Origin of the sequence: Kribbella sp. CA-293567 (genome assembly GCF_027627575.1) — a bacterium.
Taxonomy (GTDB): domain Bacteria; phylum Actinomycetota; class Actinomycetes; order Propionibacteriales; family Kribbellaceae; genus Kribbella.
The window spans coordinates 2,252,919-2,273,444 of the sequence record NZ_CP114065.1; the positions used below are offsets into that span (position 1 = coordinate 2,252,919).

At 69.4% G+C, this 20,526-nt stretch carries 13 protein-coding genes; all 13 read left to right on the forward strand.

The features are described from left to right. Positions 1-91 precede the first annotated feature (91 nt). The 13 genes from infC to OX958_RS11000 all read left to right on the forward strand — a co-directional run bounded on the left by infC (position 92) and on the right by OX958_RS11000 (position 20,526). Entirely contained in the window at positions 92-781 is a 690-nt protein-coding gene (infC, locus tag OX958_RS10940; RefSeq protein WP_442913289.1) for a translation initiation factor IF-3, read from the forward strand. A gap of 73 nt (positions 782-854) precedes the next feature. Beyond that, positions 855-1,049: a 50S ribosomal protein L35 gene (gene rpmI, locus OX958_RS10945; protein WP_270137168.1), complete on the forward strand. Its 195-nt coding sequence runs from the start codon at positions 855-857 to the stop codon at positions 1,047-1,049. Between the two features lie 75 nt (positions 1,050-1,124). Then, a complete protein-coding gene (rplT, locus tag OX958_RS10950; RefSeq protein ID WP_270137169.1) occupies positions 1,125-1,514 on the forward strand; it encodes a 50S ribosomal protein L20 in 390 nt (129 codons plus the stop codon). Between the two features lie 37 nt (positions 1,515-1,551). Next, entirely contained in the window at positions 1,552-2,364 is an 813-nt protein-coding gene (locus OX958_RS10955) for a TrmH family RNA methyltransferase (protein WP_270137170.1), read from the forward strand. Continuing rightward, positions 2,361-3,281 (forward strand): CehA/McbA family metallohydrolase, encoded by a 921-nt coding sequence (locus tag OX958_RS10960; protein ID WP_270137171.1) that lies wholly within the window; start codon positions 2,361-2,363, stop codon positions 3,279-3,281. Before OX958_RS10955 ends, OX958_RS10960 begins: the two co-directional genes overlap by 4 nt. Positions 3,282-3,336: 55 nt before the next feature. After that, entirely contained in the window at positions 3,337-3,906 is a 570-nt protein-coding gene (locus OX958_RS10965; protein ID WP_270137172.1) for a hypothetical protein, read from the forward strand. Beyond that, the gene (locus OX958_RS10970; protein ID WP_270137173.1) at positions 3,896-5,632 is read left to right on the forward strand and encodes a hypothetical protein; all 1,737 of its coding nucleotides are present in this window, start codon (positions 3,896-3,898) and stop codon (positions 5,630-5,632) included. Before OX958_RS10965 ends, OX958_RS10970 begins: the two co-directional genes overlap by 11 nt. Before the next feature lie 149 nt (positions 5,633-5,781). Further along, entirely contained in the window at positions 5,782-6,891 is a 1,110-nt protein-coding gene (gene pheS, locus OX958_RS10975) for a phenylalanine--tRNA ligase subunit alpha (protein ID WP_270137174.1), read from the forward strand. Next, on the forward strand, positions 6,891-9,389 hold the full coding sequence (gene pheT, locus OX958_RS10980) for a phenylalanine--tRNA ligase subunit beta (RefSeq protein ID WP_270137175.1): 2,499 nt from the start codon (positions 6,891-6,893) through the stop codon (positions 9,387-9,389). The genes pheS and pheT overlap by 1 nt, the downstream gene beginning before the upstream one ends. Before the next feature lie 207 nt (positions 9,390-9,596). Beyond that, positions 9,597-11,141, forward strand: a complete 1,545-nt coding sequence (locus OX958_RS10985) for a gamma-glutamyltransferase (protein WP_270137176.1) — start codon at positions 9,597-9,599, stop codon at positions 11,139-11,141. Between the two features lie 86 nt (positions 11,142-11,227). Continuing rightward, positions 11,228-12,199, forward strand: a complete 972-nt coding sequence (locus tag OX958_RS10990) for a glycosyltransferase family 2 protein (RefSeq protein WP_270137177.1) — start codon at positions 11,228-11,230, stop codon at positions 12,197-12,199. Then, positions 12,196-14,487 (forward strand): hypothetical protein, encoded by a 2,292-nt coding sequence (locus OX958_RS10995; RefSeq protein ID WP_270137178.1) that lies wholly within the window; start codon positions 12,196-12,198, stop codon positions 14,485-14,487. Before OX958_RS10990 ends, OX958_RS10995 begins: the two co-directional genes overlap by 4 nt. 102 nt (positions 14,488-14,589) lie before the next feature. Next, entirely contained in the window at positions 14,590-20,526 is a 5,937-nt protein-coding gene (locus tag OX958_RS11000; protein WP_270137179.1) for an Ig-like domain-containing protein, read from the forward strand.

Sequence of the window (20,526 nt, forward strand, 5' to 3'; positions counted from 1 at the left end):
GCCTTCGTGTGAACACACGGGGCCCTTTGTCATTTCCGGCCCCGGGGTGAGCACCGGGTGGCACCAGTAAACGAACAACCCAGGAGGACCCATCACCATTGAACTGCGCGTCAACGAGCGCATCCGCGTACCTGAGGTGCGCCTGGTCGGACCGAACGGTGAGCAGGTAGGCATCGTCCGGATCGAGGACGCACTTCGGTTGGCACAGGAAGCCGATCTCGACCTGGTCGAGGTTGCGGCCACGGCACGCCCGCCGGTCTGCAAGCTGATGGATTTCGGCAAGTACAAGTACGAGACCGCGCAGAAGGCGCGCGAGTCCCGCCGGAACCAGACCAACACCGTCATCAAAGAGATGAAGCTGCGGCCGAAGATCGACCCGCACGACTACGAGACCAAAAAGGGTCACGTCGTCCGGTTCCTGCGCGGCGGTGACAAGGTCAAGATCACCATCATGTTCCGCGGACGTGAGCAGTCCCGGCCCGAGCTCGGGTTCCGGTTGCTGCAGCGGCTGGCCGAAGACGTGAGCGAGCTCGGCTTCATCGAGTCCTCGCCGCGCCAGGACGGCCGGAACATGATCATGGTGCTCGGACCGCACAAGAAGAAGTCCGAGGCACGCGTGGACGTCGAGGCCGAGAAGGCCAAGAAGCTCGCCGAGCACGAGGCCGAGCAAGAGGCCGAGCGTCAGGAGCGCGCCGCGCAACTGAAGCAGTACGAGGACGAGCAGGCCGCCGGCGCCACGAAGAAGCCGAAGGGTCCGGCAGACAACCTCGACCCGGAGTGACGTGTCGCTCCGGTCGTGACGGCCGGAGCCATCACCCGATCGAGTCAACGAAGATAACCAGGAGTACACAGCCATGCCGAAGATGAAGACCCACTCGGGGATGAAGAAGCGCGTCCGGGTGACCGGTTCGGGCAAGCTGCGTCGCGAGCAGACCGGCAAGCGTCACCTCGCCGAGGCGAAGTCGACCAAGCGCAAGCGCCGCCTGTCGGGCACCGTCGAGGTCGCCACCTCGCACGTCAAGAAGGCCAAGAAGCTCCTCGGTATCTGAGCTCCTTTCCCACCCCGAACACCCCCGCCGGGTGGACCACCTTCTCCGGCGCAGATAGTCAAGGAGTAACACCTCATGGCACGCGTGAAGCGGGCAGTGAATGCCCACAAGAAGCGTCGCGTCGTCCTCGAGCAGGCCAGCGGTTACCGCGGCCAGCGCTCGAGGCTGTACCGCAAGGCCAAGGAGCAGGTCACCCACTCGCTCGTCTACGCCTACCGGGACCGCAAGGCGCGCAAGGGCGACTTCCGCAAGCTGTGGATCCAGCGCATCAACGCCGCGGCTCGCGCCGAGGGCCTGACCTACAACCGCCTCATCCAGGGTCTTCGCCTGGCCGAGGTCGAGGTCGACCGCAAGATCCTGGCCGAGCTGGCCGTCAACGACCCGGCGGCGTTCTCGGCGCTGCTGGCGCTGGCCAAGGCGGCCCTGCCGGCCGACGTGAACGCGAAGAGCGACGCCGCAGCCTGAGCTGCGACGTTCCCTCGGCGACATCGCGATCCACACAGTGGCGAGCCCAGGTCTGCTGACCGCACAGTCCGTGCGGATCAAGCAGGCCCGGAGGCTCGCCACTCGTGCGTTCCGGCGCAAGTCCGGCCGCTTCCTGGCCGAGGGTCCGCAGGCGGTCCGCGAGGCGCTCGAACACCGCGAACTGGTGGTCGAGGTCTACGCCGAGCCTGATGTCGCCACCCGGCACCGGGACCTGCGCGACCTGGCCCAGATCGCCGACGTCCCCTGGTACGACGTCAACCGCGCGGCCATCGAGGCGCTGAGCGAGACGGTCACCTCACAAGGCGTCGTGGCCGTCTGCCAGTTGGTCGACGTCTCGCTCGAGGCCGCCGTACCGCGCACCGCGCGGCTGGTCGCCGTCGGCGTCCAGGTGCGCGATCCGGGCAACGTCGGCACGCTGATCCGGACCGCGGACGCGGCCGGCGCGGACGCCGTCGTACTGTCGGCCGAATCGGTCGATCCGCACAACCCGAAGGCCGTCCGGGCCAGCGTGGGCAGCCTCTTCCACCTGCCGATCACGGTCGAGGCCGACATCGTCACCGCCGCCAAGTCGTGGCGCGAGCAGGGCTTGCAGGTGCTCGCCGCGGACGGTTACGGCAGTTCCGATCTCGACGAGTGCATCGAGGACGGCACCCTCGCGAAGCCGTCGGTCTGGCTGTTCGGCAACGAGGCGCACGGTCTGCCGGACGGGTTCGACGCGATCGTCGACCGATCGGTGAAGGTCCCGATCTACGGCCGCGCCGAGAGCCTCAACCTGGCGACCGCCGCAGCTGTCTGCCTCTACGCCTCGGCCCGCGCGCAGCGTCGATGACTGTCCTGCCGTTCGGGATTCCGGGGCAGTTCTGGCGGGGGAACCTGCATACCCACTCGAACGGCTCCGATGGCGCCTGGTCGCCGGACCGGACCGCGCGGGTGTATCGCGAGGCCGGCTACGACTTCGTGGCGATCACCGACCACTTCCGGCCGGAGTACGGGTTCCCGGTGACGGACACTCGGGAGTTGCGGTCGGCGGGATTCACGACTCTGATCGGCGCGGAGCTGCACGCGCCGCGCACCGAGCTCGGGCAGTCCTGGCACATCGTGGCGGTGGGTCTGCCGCTGGATTTCGAGCCGCCGGCGGAGGCGGAGACGGGACCTGAGCTCGCGCGCCGGGCGCGGGCCGCGGGGGCGTTCATCGGGATGGCCCATCCGTCGGCCTCACTCCTGACGGCGGTCGATGCGGAGAGTCTGGACGCGGCGCATTCGGTCGAGGTCTACAACGCGCTCGCCGACCGGGAGAACCGTGGCGACAGCTGGCACCTCACCGATGTTCTGCTGAACCGCGGCCACCGACTCACCACGTACGCCGCGGACGACGCGCATCTACAGCCCCAGGACCCACCTCCGTGCCAGGCGTGGGTCCACGTCCGCACCGAAACCCTCGACCCGGACGCGCTGCTGGCCGCATTGAAGGCCGGCCACTTCTACTCCAGTACCGGCCCGGAGTTGTACGACGTCCGGATCGAAGACGATGTGGTCGTGGTTCGCTGCTCACCCGCGACGAAGATCCTGCTGAGCGGCGGTCACCCCGGCGCGGAAGTTGCCCAAAGCATCGATCTGACCGAGGCTGCGCTCCCGCTCGCCCTCTTCCGCGGTACCCACTGCCGGATCACCGTCGAGGACGCCGCCGGCGGCCGCGCCTGGACCAATCCGATCCACCTGCCCCCTGTGGATAACTCAACTCACTGAACGCCCTTGGTGTGCAAGGCTTTCGTCACGTGTTGCCGACGAAAGGACCTCCGACATGCTGTGGCCCGCGCTTCAGGCTCTCTCCACCGGCGAACTGTCCGAAGACCAGGTCAGCTGGCTCCGGGAGACGTTCGGCCTGACCGAGGGCCCCCGGACCGAGCCACCGGGTGCCGCGGACAGCCTGGCGCACCGGAGGCTGACCGACCCCGACGGTGTCGAGCTCGTCCTCGACCTGGCCTGCATGAACGGCGAAGCCTGGCTGTTCACGCTCTTCCAGACAACGGGTGACAGGCCGTCCGCGTCCTTCGTCGAGACCCAGCGCGCCGCGTTCCGCGCTGCCATCGACCACCTCGGGCTCAGACTGGTCGAGATCGAGCCACCGGCCACAGCCGACGAGGTGCTGGTCGTTCCCGAAGATCCAGCCACCGCCGCGGCGACCGCGTTGGACCTCGACTGGGATCTGCCGGCGGAGCTGGACGGGGTGTGGCGGTACCTCCAGGTGCGCCCGGATGCGCCGCGGGAGGTCAGAGCGGTCAAGCTGCGTGCGTTGATGGACACCATGGTCTGGAAGGAGGCGCCGGCGCAGCTGCGCCGGGAGGCGCAGGAGTTCCTCGATGGCCACTGACGCGATACCACCGCCCGGATCGGACGAGCGGCTCGGGTACGAGCGCCTCGGCAAGGCACTGTTGACAGACAATGGCCGGGTCATCGGTACGCCGCAGGCGACGACCATCGCGGTCGAGGCGCTGGCTGCGCGGATGCGCTCGTCGACCCTCGAGCTGGCGTTGGCCGCAACGGGCCTCGTCGTCGGTAGCGACATGGTCGGCCGGCTGGGTGACAGCCGGTACGTGCTGCTCCCGTACGACGAGCGCTATCCGTCGAAGGGTGCCGACGTACTGCACTCGGACGAGCTCGGCTCCACCCAGTACCGGCCGTTTGCGCATCGTGCCATCCGGATGGACACCGCGGAGGCTGAGCGTCTCGTGCGGATGATCGCGACCAGCGAGCTGATGGGTGCTTGGTCGCACGGTTCGAGTCACAATGCCCGGGCGCTGGCGCTGCAGGAGATCACCGCTGGTGAGTTCGGGCTGTCCGGGGTACGGCGCTCGCAGCTGGATGGTGATACCCGGTGGAAAGTGGAGCGCGAGCTCAGGTACAACACGGATGCGTTGACCGACTTCGTGCGGACGCAGTACGCGATGACCCAGGAGCTTCTGCAAGCGCGCGGGATCACCGAACTGGTCTCGTACCGGGCACAGATCTGGTCGGCCGAGGAACGGCCGCCGTGGGGTGAGACCAATCCGGGCCAGGTCGTCGAGGCTCCGCAGCGACCGCTGGCCGGCTGGTCGCCTGACCGTCAGGTGATCGCGGACTGGCTGAAGGCACGGCGAAAGCCAGGCGTGATCCTCGCCGCGCGGCACTCGGCGCGGGATGTGGTCTCGCTCCCGATGACCGGGATGGGGCTGCTGAGCCAGAAAAGATGGGTGACGCTGCCTGGCGATCACCAGGCGGTGGTGGATGGTGTCGTGTCCGATCAGCTGATCGACGAGCGGAAGCGGTCGGCGGTGGTCGCCGGTTCGGCGCCTGCCGGCAGCCTTTCCGGGGCGACGCGGGCAGTCGGTCCTGATCGGCAGCCGCACCTGGTCGCGGCGCGACCGCGAGCGCCGGACGAGCTGGATGCCCGCATCGGGCGAATCCTCGACGACAAAGAGGAAGTGCCGCCGTGGTGGCCGCGCGACGACTCCGGCTACAGCATTGCCCGCCGGGATCTGGAATTCCTGCGCATCGATCCGCGGCACGTGCGGTGGATGCTCACCGGCAAGTCGCCGATGGGCCTGACCCCCAGGCTGTACCAGCAGTTCGCCGGCGAACTGCTGAATGCGCTCGACCAGGACCGGATCAAGGCATCACAGGTCGACATCCGGCTCAAGGGCACCGCGGCCGGGTTCTTCTCAGGTCTGCGCAAGACGCTGCCCACCGAGGCGGAGTTGGCCGGCCAGCCGGACGCGCTGGAACGGATGCGGGAGTGGTTCGGCAGCGACGAGAGGAGGCCGCTGCGCCGTCCGTACGACGCGATGTACAGGCTCGGTCTCGAGCCGGAGCCGAGTGACTACGACCTCGACATCAACAGCACGGCTGCGGTCCGAGTGGCCCGGGCCTACTGGCGCGACCGGCACGGCGACCGTTACCCCGGGGACTTCATGGGCGGCCATGGCTACCTCGACGAGCAGGCGGTCGTCGGGCCGAGTGCTTCGCGCGGGCAGACCGCGATGGCCGCGGTGCGACCTGATCATCTGCGCCGGGCCGCCGGTCGTGAGCACCACTCCAGGCAGCGTGTCGGGCGCGGCTGATGGCTACTTCTCGAGTCCAGCTTGCAGTCCGTCGAGCAGGCTCTGCCGCCCGGGACCGGGGGTTGTGGACGGCCGATTCACGTTCGGGGCCTGTGGGTTCCTAGACTGCTTTGAGCAAATCGGTGATCAGCTACCCCGGGAAGAGAGTCATGTCCGGTCCCAACAAGAACTACGACCCCGTCGAGGTCACTCCTCTGCATGCCGACGAGGTCGAGCGGGCGCGCGACGAGGCTCTGGCTGCCTTCGCGAAGGCAGCCGATCTGGCCGCTCTGCAGGAGGCCAAGGCCGGGCATCTCGGCGAGCGGTCACCGATCGCGCTGGCCAACCGCGAGATCGGTGCGTTGCCGCCGCAGGGGCGCAAGGAGGCCGGTCAGCGGATCGGGTCCGCCCGCAAGGTGATCAACGAGGCGTTCGCCGCTCGGCTCGCGGTGCTGGAGGCCGAGCACGAGGAGCGGATGCTGGCCACCGAGCGCGTCGACGTGACGCTGCCGTGGCACTCCCCCGAGCTCGGCGCGCGGCATCCGCTGTCGCTGATCTCCGAGCAGGTCGCCGACGTGTTCAGCGCGCTCGGCTGGGACGTCGCCGAGGGCCCCGAGATCGAGGCTGAGTGGCTCAACTTCGACGCGCTGAACTTCCAGCCCGACCACCCGGCGCGGCAGATGCAGGACACCTTCTTCGTCGACCCGCCCGGGTCCGGGACGGTACTGCGGACGCACACCTCACCGGTGCAGGCGCGGTCGATGCTGACCCGCAAGCCACCGATCTACGTGATCTGTCCCGGCCGGGTGTTCCGCACCGACGAGCTGGACGCGACCCACACGCCGGTCTTCTACCAGGTCGAGGGCCTGGTGGTGGACGAGGGCATCACGCTCGCGCACCTGAAGGGCACGCTCGACCACTTCGTGGTGTCGATGTTCGGGGAGGGGCTGGAGGCGCGGTTGCGGCCGAACTTCTTCCCGTTCACCGAGCCGTCGGCCGAGGTCGACCTGAAGTGCTTCGTCTGCCGGGGCGCGTCGGTCGGCAACCCGGAGCGGCCCTGCCGCACCTGTGGCAGTGAGGGCTGGATCGAGTGGGGCGGCTGCGGAGTCGTCAACCCGCGAGTGCTGCAGGCGTGTGGCATCGACCCCGAGCGGTACTCCGGATTCGCGTTCGGAATGGGCCTGGAGCGGACGCTGATGTTCCGCAACGGGGTGGAGGACATGCGGGACATGGTCGAGGGTGACGTGCGGTTCAGCCGCCAGTTCGGGATGGAGATCTGATGCGGGTCCCACTGTCATGGCTTCGTGAGTACGTCGAGCTGCCGGCCGGCGTCACCGGCCGCGAGGTCGGCGAGAAGCTGGTCCGTGCCGGGCTCGAGGTCGAGACCGTCGACGAGGCGGGCGGCGGCCTGACCGGTCCGCTGGTGGTCGGCAAGGTGCTCAGCTACGAGCCGGAGCCGCAGAAGAACGGCAAGACCATCCGCTGGTGCTCGCTCGACATCGGCAACGACGAGCCGCAGTGGGTGGTCTGCGGTGCGAGCAACTTCGAGGTCGGCGACCTGGTCGTCGTCGTGCTGCCGGGTGCCGTGCTGCCCGGTGGGTTCGCGATCTCGGCGCGCAAGACCTACGGGCACGTCTCCAGCGGGATGATCTGCTCTTCGTCGGAGCTCGGTCTGGGCGACGACGGCACGCACGGCATCGTCGTGCTGGAGCCGGGGGAGGCCGAGGTCGGGACCGACGCGATCGAGCTGCTCGGGCTGCGCGACGACGTGCTCGACATCGCGGTGACGCCGGATCGGGGCTACTGCCTGTCGATTCGCGGGGTCGCCCGCGAGGCCGCCACGGCGTACGGGGTGGAGCTGAAGGACCCGGCCACGCTGACGCTGACCGGTTCGCAGTCCGGTGGCTATCCGGTGCGGGTCGAGGACACCGAGGCGTGCAGCGTCTTCGTGACCCGCACGGTCACCGGGATCGACCCGGCGGCGCCGTCGCCGCGGTGGTTGCAGCAGCGGCTGGTGATGTCGGGGATGCGGCCGATCTCGATCGGGGTCGACGTCACGAACTACGTGATGCTGGAGCTCGGGCAGCCGATCCACGGCTACGACAAGGCCCGGCTGACCGGCGACCTCGTCGTACGGCGCGCGACGGCCGGCGAGAAGCTGATGACGCTGGACGACCAGACCCGGGAGCTGGACGCCGAGGACCTGCTGATCACCGACGACTCCGGCCCGATCGGCATCGCCGGCGTGATGGGCGGCGCGTCCACCGAGATCTCCGCCGCCACCACCGACGTGGTGATCGAGGCGGCACACTTCCACCCGATCGTGACCGCGCGGTCGTCGCGGCGGCACAAGTTGTCGTCCGAGGCGTCGCGCCGGTTCGAGCGTGAGGTCGACCCGCAGCTCCCGCGGTACGCCGCCCAGCGGGTCGCCGACCTGCTGGCCGAGCTGGCCGGCGGCACGATCCTGCCGGACGAGACCGTCATCGACACGCACGTACTGCCTGCGCCGGTGACGATTCGCGCCGACCACGCGGCTCGCGTCGCCGGCGCCGACATCTCCGTCCAAGAAACCCTTCAGCACCTTCGGGCTGTCGGTTGCACTGTTCAGGAGACCACTGCACTTCCTGCGCCTTCCGACCTGATCAGTCTGTCCGCGCCGTCGTGGCGGCCTGATCTGCGGGACCCCAACGACTTCGCCGAAGAGGTCATCCGGCTGTTCGGGTTCGACAACGTGCCGTCGGTGCTGCCGAAGGCGCCTGGTGGCAAGGGGCTGACCGTTGCCCAGCAGCGTCGCCGCCGGATCGCCACCGCGCTGGTGGGCGCCGGGTTGACCGAGGTTGTCTCCTACCCGTTCGTGGGCGACGCCGACTTCGACGCGATGGGGCTGCCGGCCGACGACGCTCGCCGGACGACGGTGAAGCTCGCCAACCCGTTGTCGGACGAAGAGCCGTCCATGCAGACCACGTTGCTGCCGACGCTGCTGCGCACTGCCGAGCGCAACGCCGGCCGGGGAGCCACCGATCTGGCGATCTTCCAGACCAGCTTGGTGTTCCTGCCGCGCGCGGAGTCGAAGCCGGCGCCGCTGCCGTCGGTCGCGCAACGGCCGAGCGACGAAGAGATCCAGGCGCTGTACGACGCGCTGCCGCACCAGCCCCTGCACCTCGGAGTCGTGCTGAGCGGTTCGCGCACGCCGACCGGCTGGTGGGGCAAGGGGCAGCCGTCGGGCTGGGCCGACGCGGTGCAGATCGCCCGGTCGGTCGCCGCCGTGGTCGGTGTCGAGCCGGTACTGCGCAACGTCGAGCTCGCGCCGTGGCACCCCGGCCGCTGCGCCGAGGTCTCGGTCGGTGACCAGGTCATCGGGCACGCCGGCGAGCTGCATCCCAAGGTGTGTCAGGCGTTCGGGTTGCCGGCGCGGTCGAGTGCGGTCGAGCTCGATCTCGACGCGCTGATGGCGGCCGGTCCGTCGTCGGTGGTCGCGCACCCGTTCTCGTCGTACCCGGTCGCCAAGGAGGACGTCGCGCTGATCGTCGGGGCGGAGGTCGCGGCGGCCGAGGTCGAGGCGGCCCTGGTCGAAGGTGCGGGGGAGTTGCTGGAGTCGATCCGGCTGTTCGACCTGTACACCGGCGAGCAGATCGGCGAGGGCAAGAAGTCGCTCGCCTTCGCGCTGCGTTTCCGTGCCGCCGACCGCACGCTGACCGAGACCGAGGTCAGCGCCGCTCGGCAGGCGGCCGTCCAGGTGACGGTCGACCGTTTCGGCGCAGTTCAGCGCGTCGGCTGAGCCGGTGAACAGGATCGCTCCGGCCTTCCCGCCGGTACGAAGCATCTCTGTCGAGCCGTCTCGCGCCCCGCAGGCGCGAGGCGGGTCCGGCGCCGCGAGCCGGGCGGGTGGTGCGAGCCGAGCGGGTGCCGCGAACTGGGCGGGTGCCGCGAACCGGGCGGGTGCCGCGAGCCGGGCGGTCGCGAACGGCACGAACGCGCCGGAGCGATGAGCAACCCGCGGGTGGCGGTGGCGGCTCCGAACGCCGCGGCAGCCGAGGCCGGCGTGCGGGTCGCGGCCGAAGGCGGTAACGCGGTCGACGCTGCTATCGCTGCCACTCTGGTGACGATGGTCAACGAGATCGGCGTCGTTTCGCCGGCTTCGGGTGGTTTCGTCACCTTGCAGGTCAAGGGTGGCGAGGCTGTCACCATCGACGGCTGGGTGGAGATGCCTGGGCGTGGCCTGCCGGAGCACAAGTTCGGGCAGGGCGTCTGGGACGTGACGACCGACTACGGCGGCGGGACGACCACCACGATCGGCCACGGTTCGGTGGCGACGCCGGGTGGGATGAAGGCGCTCGACCTGGCGCATCAGCGCTCGGGCAAGGCGCCGTGGAGCGAGGTGGTCCGGCCGGCGATCGAGGTCGCGCGGAAGGGATTCCCGCTCAGCCGGACCTCGGGCTACTACCTCGGCTACACCCACGAGATCATCTTCGGCTGGCACCAGCCCAGCCACGGTGTCGTGCACGAGGCCGACGGCCAGGTGATCAAGGCCGGTACGACGGTGGTGATCCCTGAGCTGGCCGAGGCCCTCGAGCTGATCGCGGCCGAAGGCGCCGAGACGCTCTACACCGGTGAGCTGGCGGAGTTGCTGGTCCGCGACATGGCCGAGAACGACGGCATCCTGACCGCCGCGGACCTCGCGGCGTACGAGGCGATCGTGCGGCCGGCCCTGATGGTCCGGCAGAACGGCTGGCGCCTGGCGACCAACCCGCCGCCCGCGGTGGGCGGGGTCGCGGCGGCCGCCATTCTCGCGCTGCTCGACGGCGTGCCGGGGCAGGGCGCGTGGAACCCGGCCGAGCTGGAGCGCCTGATCGAGGTCCAGCACGCGGTGCTCGGTCGTCGGCTGGCCGAGCTCGCCGAAGAAGACGTGCGTCAGCTGGAAGGGCAGAAGCTGCTCGACCTCGCGTCTGCCGGAGATCTGCGCGCTCTCGGCTCACCCAGTACCGCGACGGTCTCCGTGGTCGACGACGAAGGCGACGCCTGCGCGATCACCGTCTCGTCCGGCTACGGCTCCGGCGTGATGACCCCGGGCACCGGCATCTGGCTCAACAACGCGCTCGGCGAGCAGGAGCTTCTGCACGGCGGCCCGCACAGCCTCGCGCCCGGCACGCGGCTCACGTCCAACATGGCGCCGAGTGTCGCCCGCCGCGACAGCGACGGCGCGGTGCTGGCGATCAGCTCGCCAGGTTCCGACCGGATCCCGACCGCCATCGCGCAGGTCTACGCGCTCTACACCCACGGCGGGCTGTCCTTGCAGGAAGCCGTCGAGTATCCCCGGCTGCACGTTCGCGTGCGCGACGACATCGTCGTGGACTACGAGGAGGATCTGGCCGACTCCGGCTTCGTGAGCAGTCTGCCGAGCCGTCCGATGCCGCCGCACTCGATGTACTTCGGCGGCGTCGCGGCGGCCTTCTGGGACCCGGTCGACGGGTTGCTCACGGTCGGCGATCCCCGGCGTACCGGGGCCGTCGCCGTCTCGCCCCCGACCTGAGACCTGCTACTTTCACCCCCTGCCAACCCAGCCGACCCGATCCGCTCGAACGGGACCAGCCAGCTCAGTCGTGGAGGACACCGGACATGCCGGATCCCGAACTCTCCGTCGTCGTGCCGATGTACGACGAAGAAGAGGTACTGCCGATCTTCTTCGAGCGGATGCGCCCCCTGCTGGACGGTCTCGGCATCAGCTACGAGGTGCTGGTCGTCGACGACGGCAGCCGGGACGCGACCGCCCCGATGCTGCTCGCGGCCGCCGTCGAGTGGCGTCAGCTCCGCGTCGTCCGGCTGCTTCGCAACTCCGGTCACCAGGCCGCGCAGTCGGCCGGCTTCCGGCGCGCCCGCGGCAGGTACCTGGTCACCATCGACGCCGACCTGCAGGATCCGCCCGAGGTGATCGCCGAGTTGCTGGCCACCGCGCGGGACCAGGACGTCGACGTCGTGTACGGCGTCCGCTCCGACCGCTCCAGCGACTCCTGGCCGAAGCGCACCACCGCCCGGCTGTACTACCGCCTGATGTGCCGCCTGGTCGGCAAGGACGTTCCGTTCGACGCCGCTGACTTCCGGCTGGTTTCGCGCCGGGTCGTGGAAGCGGTCAATGCACTGCCCGAGGACGGCCGAGTCTTCCGGCTAGTGATCCCGTGGCTGGGCTTTCCCAGCGCGGAGGTCGCCTACGTTCGCGCGGAGCGGGCGGCCGGCGTGACGAAGTACAACTGGTCGAAGATGTTCCGGCTGGCCTTCGACAGCGTGACCGCCTTCTCGGCGGCGCCGCTGAGGCTGGCCACCTGGTTCGGTCTGCTCGGCGGGCTGTTGTCCGGCCTGTTCGCCGTCAGCGCGCTGGTGATCAAGCTGTCCGGCAACACCGTCCCCGGCTGGACCTCGACAGTGCTCGCCGTCAGCGTGATCGGCGCGATCCAGTTGCTGTGCCTCGGTCTGCTGGGGGAGTACGTCGCCCGCTTGTTCCAGTCGAGTCAGGGGCGCCCGCAGTTCCTGATCGGCTACGACAGTCTCGACGACGCCGGGCGTGATGCCCGCGACGAGGTCCCCACTAGATGACGCGTTCCCTCCTACGGCTGCAGCCACGGTTGCTGCCGTGGCTGCTCCCGTACGTCGTCACCGTCCTCGCCCTGATCTCGCTCGACGTCCCGGTCGGCCCGATCGCGAAGTACACCGTGTACTTCGCGCTGGCGGTGGCACTGCCGGGAATCCTGATCCTGCGTGCCCTCTGGCGGAGTACCGGCAACTGGGCCGAGGACTTCGGACTCGGCTCTGCGGTCGGAGCGACGTACCAACTGGTTGGCTGGGCGATCTTCACAGCACTCGGCTGGCAACGGGCGCTGGTGGTCTGGCCGGCGCTGGTGCTGATCGCCTTCGCCGCGGTCCCGCGGCTGAGGAAGCACTGGCGGATCCTGGAGCCGAAGCCGCTGCCGTTGCTGTGGACGTGGGGCATGGTGATCGCCTCGGCGATCCTGCTCGGCGGGACGGTGCTCGGCACGATGAAGTACCACCCGGCGCCCCCGGATGGTACGTCGTACTACCAGGACCTGCTCTACCACCTGTCGATGCTGAACGAGCTGACCCGATCGGTGCCGCCGGAGCTGCCGCAGGTCTCGGGCGAGGCGCTGGAGTACCACTGGTTCGCCAACGCGGACATGGCCGCGGCGGTGGACATCACTGGGCTGTCACCGATCGTGGTGCTCTTCCGGTTGTGGTTGCTGCCGCAACTGCTGGTGGCGTTGCTGGTGTGCGCGACACTGGCCAGGACGGTCAGCCGCGCGTGGTGGACCGGCGTACTGGCTGCTGCCGCGCTGGCTGGGCCGCAGCTGTTCCTGTTCATCGACACGGCGGTGAACCTGTCGCCGCCGTTGAGTCTGCTGAGTCCGTCGCAGACGTTCGGGATGATCGCCGGTACTACGGCCGCGGTGTTCCTGATCCACCTGTTGTTCGAAGGTGAGGTCGGCAAGGGCTTGTGGCTGCTCGCGTTCACGGTCGCTGTGGTCGGGGGCGGCGCCAAGCCGACGACCTTGCCGATCCTGGTCGGCGCGGTGGGACTGGCTGCGCTGTTCCTGCTGATTCGCGACCGGCGGCTGCCGTGGCGGTTCATCACTGCGGGCTCGCTGCTGGTCGCCGCGGCTGTCGGGACGATGGTCACGGTCGCGGGTAGCACGAGCGGGTCTGGTCTGCAGTTGCTGGCTGTGGTCAAGACGCAGGGCGGCTATGCAGCAGCCACTGGTGACAAGACACTGGCTGGTGAGGGCGGGCCGATTCTGCCTGCGCTGACATCTGGGCAGCTGCTGTCGATCGGTGGGGTGGTCGTCGTCACCGCGCTGTTGTTGCTGGGTCAGCTGCTCGCGGTGGTCGGCTACGGGCTGCTCGGCAAGCGGGAGTTGCGTCGCGATCCGGTCGGCTGGTTCCTGCTCGGCGCGTTGATCGCGGGCTGGGCCGGCTTCCTGGTGGTGGACCACCCGTCGATCAGCGAGGCCTATTTCGTCCACAGCGCGGTGCCTTTCAGCCTCGCGGCAGTCGGCTGGCTCGCAGCTGTCATGGTCAGCTCCTACCCGCAGGAGAACAGGCGTCGAGTACTTCTCGGACTGAGTGCCGTCGCGGTCGTGCTCGGTGCACTGTTCGCCTTCATCCTGCTGACCACCGATGCAGTCCCGGTGGGATCGCAGTTGCGGCGGATCGCGCTGGTTGCCCGGCCACTGCTCGTTGTCGCCGCAGTGACCGCGGTGTTGACGGTCGGGTGGTTCCTGCTGCGCAAGCGAGTACGACGGCTGGCGGGCCTCGGCGGGTTGCTGGTGCTGCTGACTCTGCTGGTGGTGCCGTCGGCAAGGATCTTCGAGCAGAACCTGCACCTCAACGGTGGCAAGCAGGCGCAGACCTTCACCTCGGCGACCTGGTGGGTCTATCCCGACGAGGAGGCCGCCGCGCTCTGGCTCGCGAAGAACTCCGAGCCGACGGACGTCGTGGTCAGCAACACCTGGTGCCGTCCCGCCCCGAAACAAGGACCGGGCTGCGACGCCCGCGGTTACCTGGTCAGCGGGATCGCCGGCCGCCGGACCTTCCTCGAAGGCTGGGGTTACACCTCGCAGGCGATGGTCAACCACGGCGTCGGCGGCCTGCGCTACAACCAGCAGCCGTCGCCCTGGCCCGAGCGCGTCGAGCTGACCAACCAGGCGATCTACCGTCCGACTCCCGAGGTGCTGCGGCTGCTGCGTGAGCGGTACCAGGTCCGTTGGGTGTACGCCGATTCCTTCGGTGGACCGGTCTCGCCGGAGCTGGAGAAGCTCGCCGTTCTCCGACACAGCTGGCAGCGGGTCCGGATCTACGAACTCACCGGCTGATCCCGCGTAACATCGGACCGGCGTAGAGCGTTAGCTCTACGCTGGCCCGCTCGCCCCGAGGCCGACGCATGCGGAAACGTGAGTGCTCGGGAGGGCGTGGGTATGACGAGGTCCGGCCATCGGCTGCCCGTGGTTCTCTCCGCGGCCTCACTCGGCGTCGCGCTGCTGGCCACCACCGTGACCGGTCCGGCGATTGCCTACCAGGTGCCCTCGGCCCCCTTTGCCCAAGGCAACACGGCGACCGCGACGATGCCCGGTTCCGGTCTCACCCAGACCATCACCGTCACCGGTCAGACGGAGTTGCTGGACGCAACCACCGCCGGCGTCCGGGGCAGTACCGGCCAGACCTACGACCCGGCGATCGCGCGCACCACCCCGGCCCAGGATCTGCTTGTCAACACCGGCAGCTGTGCCGCGATCGGCACCTGCGGCCACCGCGGCACCCTGACGATCACCTTCTCTCAGCCGGTCCGCAACCCGATCCTGCATCTGGCCGGCATCGGCGGCGCGGTCACACAGACCACGAACGACCGGGTCAGTGCCCAGTCCGAACTGCACGCGGTGCTCAGCCTCACCACCGCCGGTCTCAGCCTGACGAAGGTTGGGAAGGGCAACAACCTGGCCGTCGGCTCCGACTCGATCCGCCCGCTGAACCCGGACGCCGGCCCGAACTGCGTCAACACCGACACCGGCCAGGGGCCCGACTCCGTGGCCACCGCGGCCTGCGGATCGGTCAGGGTCAACGGTGTCGCCAAGTCGATCAGCTTCGACCTCACTGCCGTCTTCACCAAGAACCCGAAGCTGCCGGCGTTCAACACCGCCTCCTCCGCCGACGCGTTCTCCGTCGTCGCCTCCGCGAGCGAGGACTTCGGCGACGCGCCCGCTTCGTACGGCGCGGCCTGGTCGGTGCTCGGCGATCTCCGGCTGGGCGGCGACGCGACCGAGGACAACCGGACCGTCGCGAACGGCACCACCGGCCCGGCGACTCAGGACCAGGCCGACGACGGGGTCGTCTTCAAGCCGCTGGTCACCGTGGCGAAGAGCTACTCTGCCGCCGTCGCGCTCAGCGGAGCGAGCAAGGCCGGACACGTCTGCGGCTGGATCGATCTGGACAAGAACGGCAAGTTCGACACCGGTGAGCGTGCCTGTGCCACCTTCGCCGCGGGCCGGAGTGCCGTGACGCTGACCTGGCCGACCCTGCCGAAGCTCACCGCCGGTACGACGTACGCGCGCGTGCGGGCCGGCTATTCGACGGCTCAGGTGATCGGTGCCGCGGACACCGGAGAGGTCGAGGACCACCCGGTCGTCATCGCGCCACCACCTCCGCCGATCGCTCTCGACGACGCGGCAGCGACGCCGTACGACACCGGCGTGACGACCGATGTGCTCGGCAACGACAAGCCGGGCGATCCGGCCAGCCCGCTGACGCCCGGGACGCTCTGCCTGGTCAGCGGTGACAAGTGCGGCGTGATGGTCAATGTGGTGGCCGAGGGCAAGTACGTCGCCAAACCCGACGGCCGGATCTCGTTCGAGCCGGTGCCCGGGTTCGTCGGACCAGGCAAGCCGGTCACCTACCGGATCGCCGACACCAACGGCACGACCGCGACCGCGAAGCTGACCGTCACCGTCGCACTGCCGGCGAAGCCGGTGGCGGTTGCCGACCAGGCGACCACCCTGCAGAACGTCAGCCTGGCGCTGACCCCGCTCGCCAACGACGTTCCCGCGCCGGGCGTCACGCTGGTCCCCGGCTCCCTGGTACTGCGGGATCCGGCCGACGCCGCGTTCCGGACGGCCGCCGAAGCCTTCACGAAGAAGGTGATCGTCCCGGACGAGGGCACCTACGTGGTGAAGCCCGACGGCACCGTCGACTTCCTGCCGCTGCCACAGTTCACCGGCGTCGCGACGACGCTGGGCTACCGCGTCACGGACAGCACCCGCCAGGTCGCCGAGTCGACCTTGGCCGTCACCGTGACACCGGTGACGCCGAAGGCCGCGGGGGATTCGGTCAGCACGCCGTTCGACACCCCGGTCGAGGTTGCGGTTCTCGACAACGATCTGCCGGGCACCGCGGAAGCGCCGCTCGACCCACTTACCCTCAAACTGGTCGATCCGGCCGGCGGAAAGCTCGTCGACCAGGTCACCGTGCCCCGGCAGGGGACGTACACAGTGGCCGAAGGCAAGGTCCGCTTCGGGCCGCAGCACGGCTTCCGCGGTGTCACTACCCCGCTCGTCTACCAGGTCTTGGACAAGAACGGAACTGCGGCGCGGGCCCAGCTCACGGTCTCGGTCGACGCGCCCGGACCGCCGGTGGCCAACCCTGACCGGACCACCCTGCTGCAAGGTGGCTCGGTCTTCGTGCAGGTGCTCGACAATGACAAGCCCGGTCCGACCGGCGCCACGCTCGTGCCCGGAAGCCTCCGGCTGCTGGCCCCGGACCCGGCCGCCATCTCGGCAGCCAGCGTCCCGCCGGTGGGTCAGACTCCGGCCGCGATGCCCGCCAGCCGCGTCAGCGCCGAACCCGTGACCACGGTGGTCGTCGCTGGGCAGGGCAAGTACACCGCGAAACCCGACGGCCGGGTGCTGTTCGAATCGGTCCCGGCGTTCAGCGGCAGGACCACGCCGATCACCTATCTGGTGGCCGATGGCAACGGTGCGATCGGCCGGGCGACGCTCACCCTCGAGGTCACCAAGGTGCAGCCGGACGCGACGGACGACACCGCCGGTACGGCGTACGACCGGATCGTGATCGTGGACGTGCTCGCCAACGACAAGGCCGGCGACCCCGCCGTGCCGCTGGTGCCGAGCAGTCTCAAGCTGATCGACCCGCTGACCGACAGGCCGCAGCTCACGGTGGTCGTCGACGGCGAAGGAACCTTCAAAGTAGTGGCCGACAGCAAGGTGCAGTTCGACCCGCTGCCGACGTACACCGGGGTCGCGACGGCGCTCGCCTACACGGTCTCGGACGTGAACGGGACCCTCGCTCCGGCCAAGCTGACGGTCACCGTGGCCAAGCCGCCGCCACCGGCGGCCAAACCCGACACCGCGACCACCAAGCAGGACGACCCGGTCACCCTCGACCCGCTGGTCAACGACGAGCCCGGCCAGGGCACCGGCCTGGACCCGCTCAGCGTCGTACTGATCGATCCGGCCGACGGCTCGCTCAAGAAGGTCGTCACGATAGCGGGCCAGGGCACCTATCACGTGAACCCGGACGGCACGGTCGGCTTCGATCCGCTGCCGGCCTTCACCGGTACGGCGACCACGGTGACGTACCGGGTCTCCGACTGGTTCGACCAGGCGACCCGCTCGACCATCACGGTCGGGGTGACGCCGATCGTTCCCACCGCCGAGGACGACACCGCCACCTCGCCGTACGGCGCGACGGCGACGGTCAAGGTGCTCGGCAACGACAAGCCGGGTGACCTCAGCGCGCCGCTCGTCGTCGGCAGTCTGGTGCTGAAAGATCCGGCCGACGGACTCTTCAAGACCGTGGTGACGATCAAGGACGAAGGCGTCTACACCGCGCGGGCCGGGGTGGTGGCGTTCGTGCCGGCTGCCGGCTTCAGCGGGCCGGGGACCGCGCTGACCTACCAGGTTGCCGACGACAACGGCACGACGGCGACGGCTGAGGTGTGGATCACCGTCGGGCTGCCGCCGGTCGCGCGGGCCGACAACGGCTCCACCCTGCAGAACGTCACGGTCACCGTGGACGTGCTGTCCAACGACCAGCCCGGGACCGGCGCGAAGCTCGATCCGGCTTCGGTGGTGATCGGCTTGCCCGACGTACCGGCAGCAGAAGGCATCGGCAGGGCGGCGAGATTCGGCAAGACGGCGACGGTTCCGGGGCAGGGCAAGTACACGGTGCAGAAGAACGGCTCGATCCAGTTGGACCCGGTCCCGGCCTTCAGCGGTCGAGGGCGGCTGATCCAGTACCAGGTGACCGACTCGCAGGGAAACACCGCGTCGTCGACCCTCGGCATCGCGGTCACCGGGGTGCAGCCGTTCACCGTCGACGACTCGGCGATCACCCCGTTCAACCGGCCGATCACGCTGAACGTGCTGACCAACGACAAGCCCGGCGATCCAAGTGCTCCGCTGGTGCCCACGAGCCTGCTGCTGCAGGACCCGGCCGACGCGACGAAGTACCAGCAGACGGTGACGCAGCCTGGGGAAGGCACTTACACGGCCAAGCCGGACGGTTCCGTCACGTTCGTGCCGGTCAAGGACTACCAGGGCATGACGACGCCGGCGACGTACCGGATCAGCGACGCCAACGGCACGCCGGCCGACGGATTGCTCTTCCTCACGGTCGGCAAGGGGCCGGAGGCGAAGCCCGACACCAGCACCACGCGACAGAACGTGAACGCGCTGGTCGAGCCGCTCGCCAACGACCGGCCCGGCACGGACGCCGAACTGGAGAAGACCTCGGTCGAGCTCTACGACGGCAAAGCGTGGGGGAAGACCGCGACGGTCGCCGGACAGGGCACCTACAAGGTCGACGCGGTGACGGGCAAGCTCACCTTCGATCCGGTGCCGACCTTCAGCGGACCGAGTTCGATCGCCTACCGGGTGACGGACACGGCGAACAACAAGGCGACCTCGACAGTGACGGTGACGGTCACCGCGATCGTTCCGGATGCCGCGGACGACGCGGCCACGACCGCTTTCGACACCCCGGCCACCGTCCCTGTGCTGGCGAACGACAAGCCGGGTGACGCGAGCTCGCCGCTGGATGCGGCCAGCGTCCGGCTGATCGACTTCGCGACCGGTGATCCGGTGGCGAGCCTGCTGGTCGCGGGCCAGGGCACCTATACGGTGCAGCCCGACGGCGCGATCCGGCTGCAGCCCTGGGGCGGCTGGACAGGTCCGGCGACACCGGTGACCTATCAGGTCAGCGACACGAACGGCAGCGCCGGTACGGCGACCTTGGTGGTGACCGTCGGCGCGAAGCCGGTCGCGCTACCGGATGTGACCGAGACCAAGCAACAGGTCGCGGTCACCTTCGACCCGCTGACCAACGACAAGCCCGGTGCCGGTGCGACGCTCGACCCGGCGACGTTGCTGCTGGTGAACGCTTCGGGTGACTTGGTCGACCGGGTGTCGGTGCAGGGGCAGGGCAGCTATGCCGTTGCCAACGGCAAGATCACCTTCACCCCGGTGACTGCCTTCGTGGGCAGCACGCGGCCGACGGCGTACGAGGTGAAGGACAGCAACCGGAACCCGGCCCGCTCGACGGTCTCGGTGACCGTGTTGCCGGTCCGGCCCGTCGCGGTGAACGACAGCGCGAGTACGCCGTACGGGCAGGGCGTGGTGGTGGCGGTGCTCGGCAACGACAAGGCAGGTGATCCGTCGGCGCCTCTGGTGACCGAGTCGGTCGTGCTGCGCGACCCGGCGGACGGCAAGGACAAGACTTCGGTGACGGTCGCGGAGGAGGGCAGTTTCGTGGCCCGGCCGGACGGCACCGTCGGATACACCCCGGTGAAGGGCTTCACCGGTACCACCAGATCGATCACCTATCGGGTGACCGATGCGAACGGGACGTCGGACACGGCTCGCCTGGAGATCACCGTCGGTGCTCCCAGCGGGGCGAAGGCCATCCCGGACAGCGGTACCGGAAGTCTCGGCAACCCGGTGGTCGTCAACCCGCTCCTGAACGACGTCGCGACCCGCGGCGCGGCCTGGGACCCGGGCAGTGTCTGCCTGGTGACCGGGCCGGCCACCTGTGGGAAGCAGGTGACCGTACCGAACGTCGGCGGGTGGACGGTCGGTACCGACGGGTCGGTCAGGTTCGTTCCGGAGCGGGGCTTCACCGGTACGGCGAAGCAGCCGTACCGGGTCACTGACACCGAGGGCGTGACAGTGGACTCGCAGGTGAGGGTGACCGTCGGGGCTCAGCCGGCCGCGCAGACCAGTGTCAGGAGAGCGGCCGGTGGACTGCCGGACACCGGTGGGCCGTCGGTCCTGCTGCTGACCCTGGCCGGGCTGCTGGTCGGTCTGGGCGTGACGCTGATGCGGATAGCTCGCCGGGGCCGCCAATAG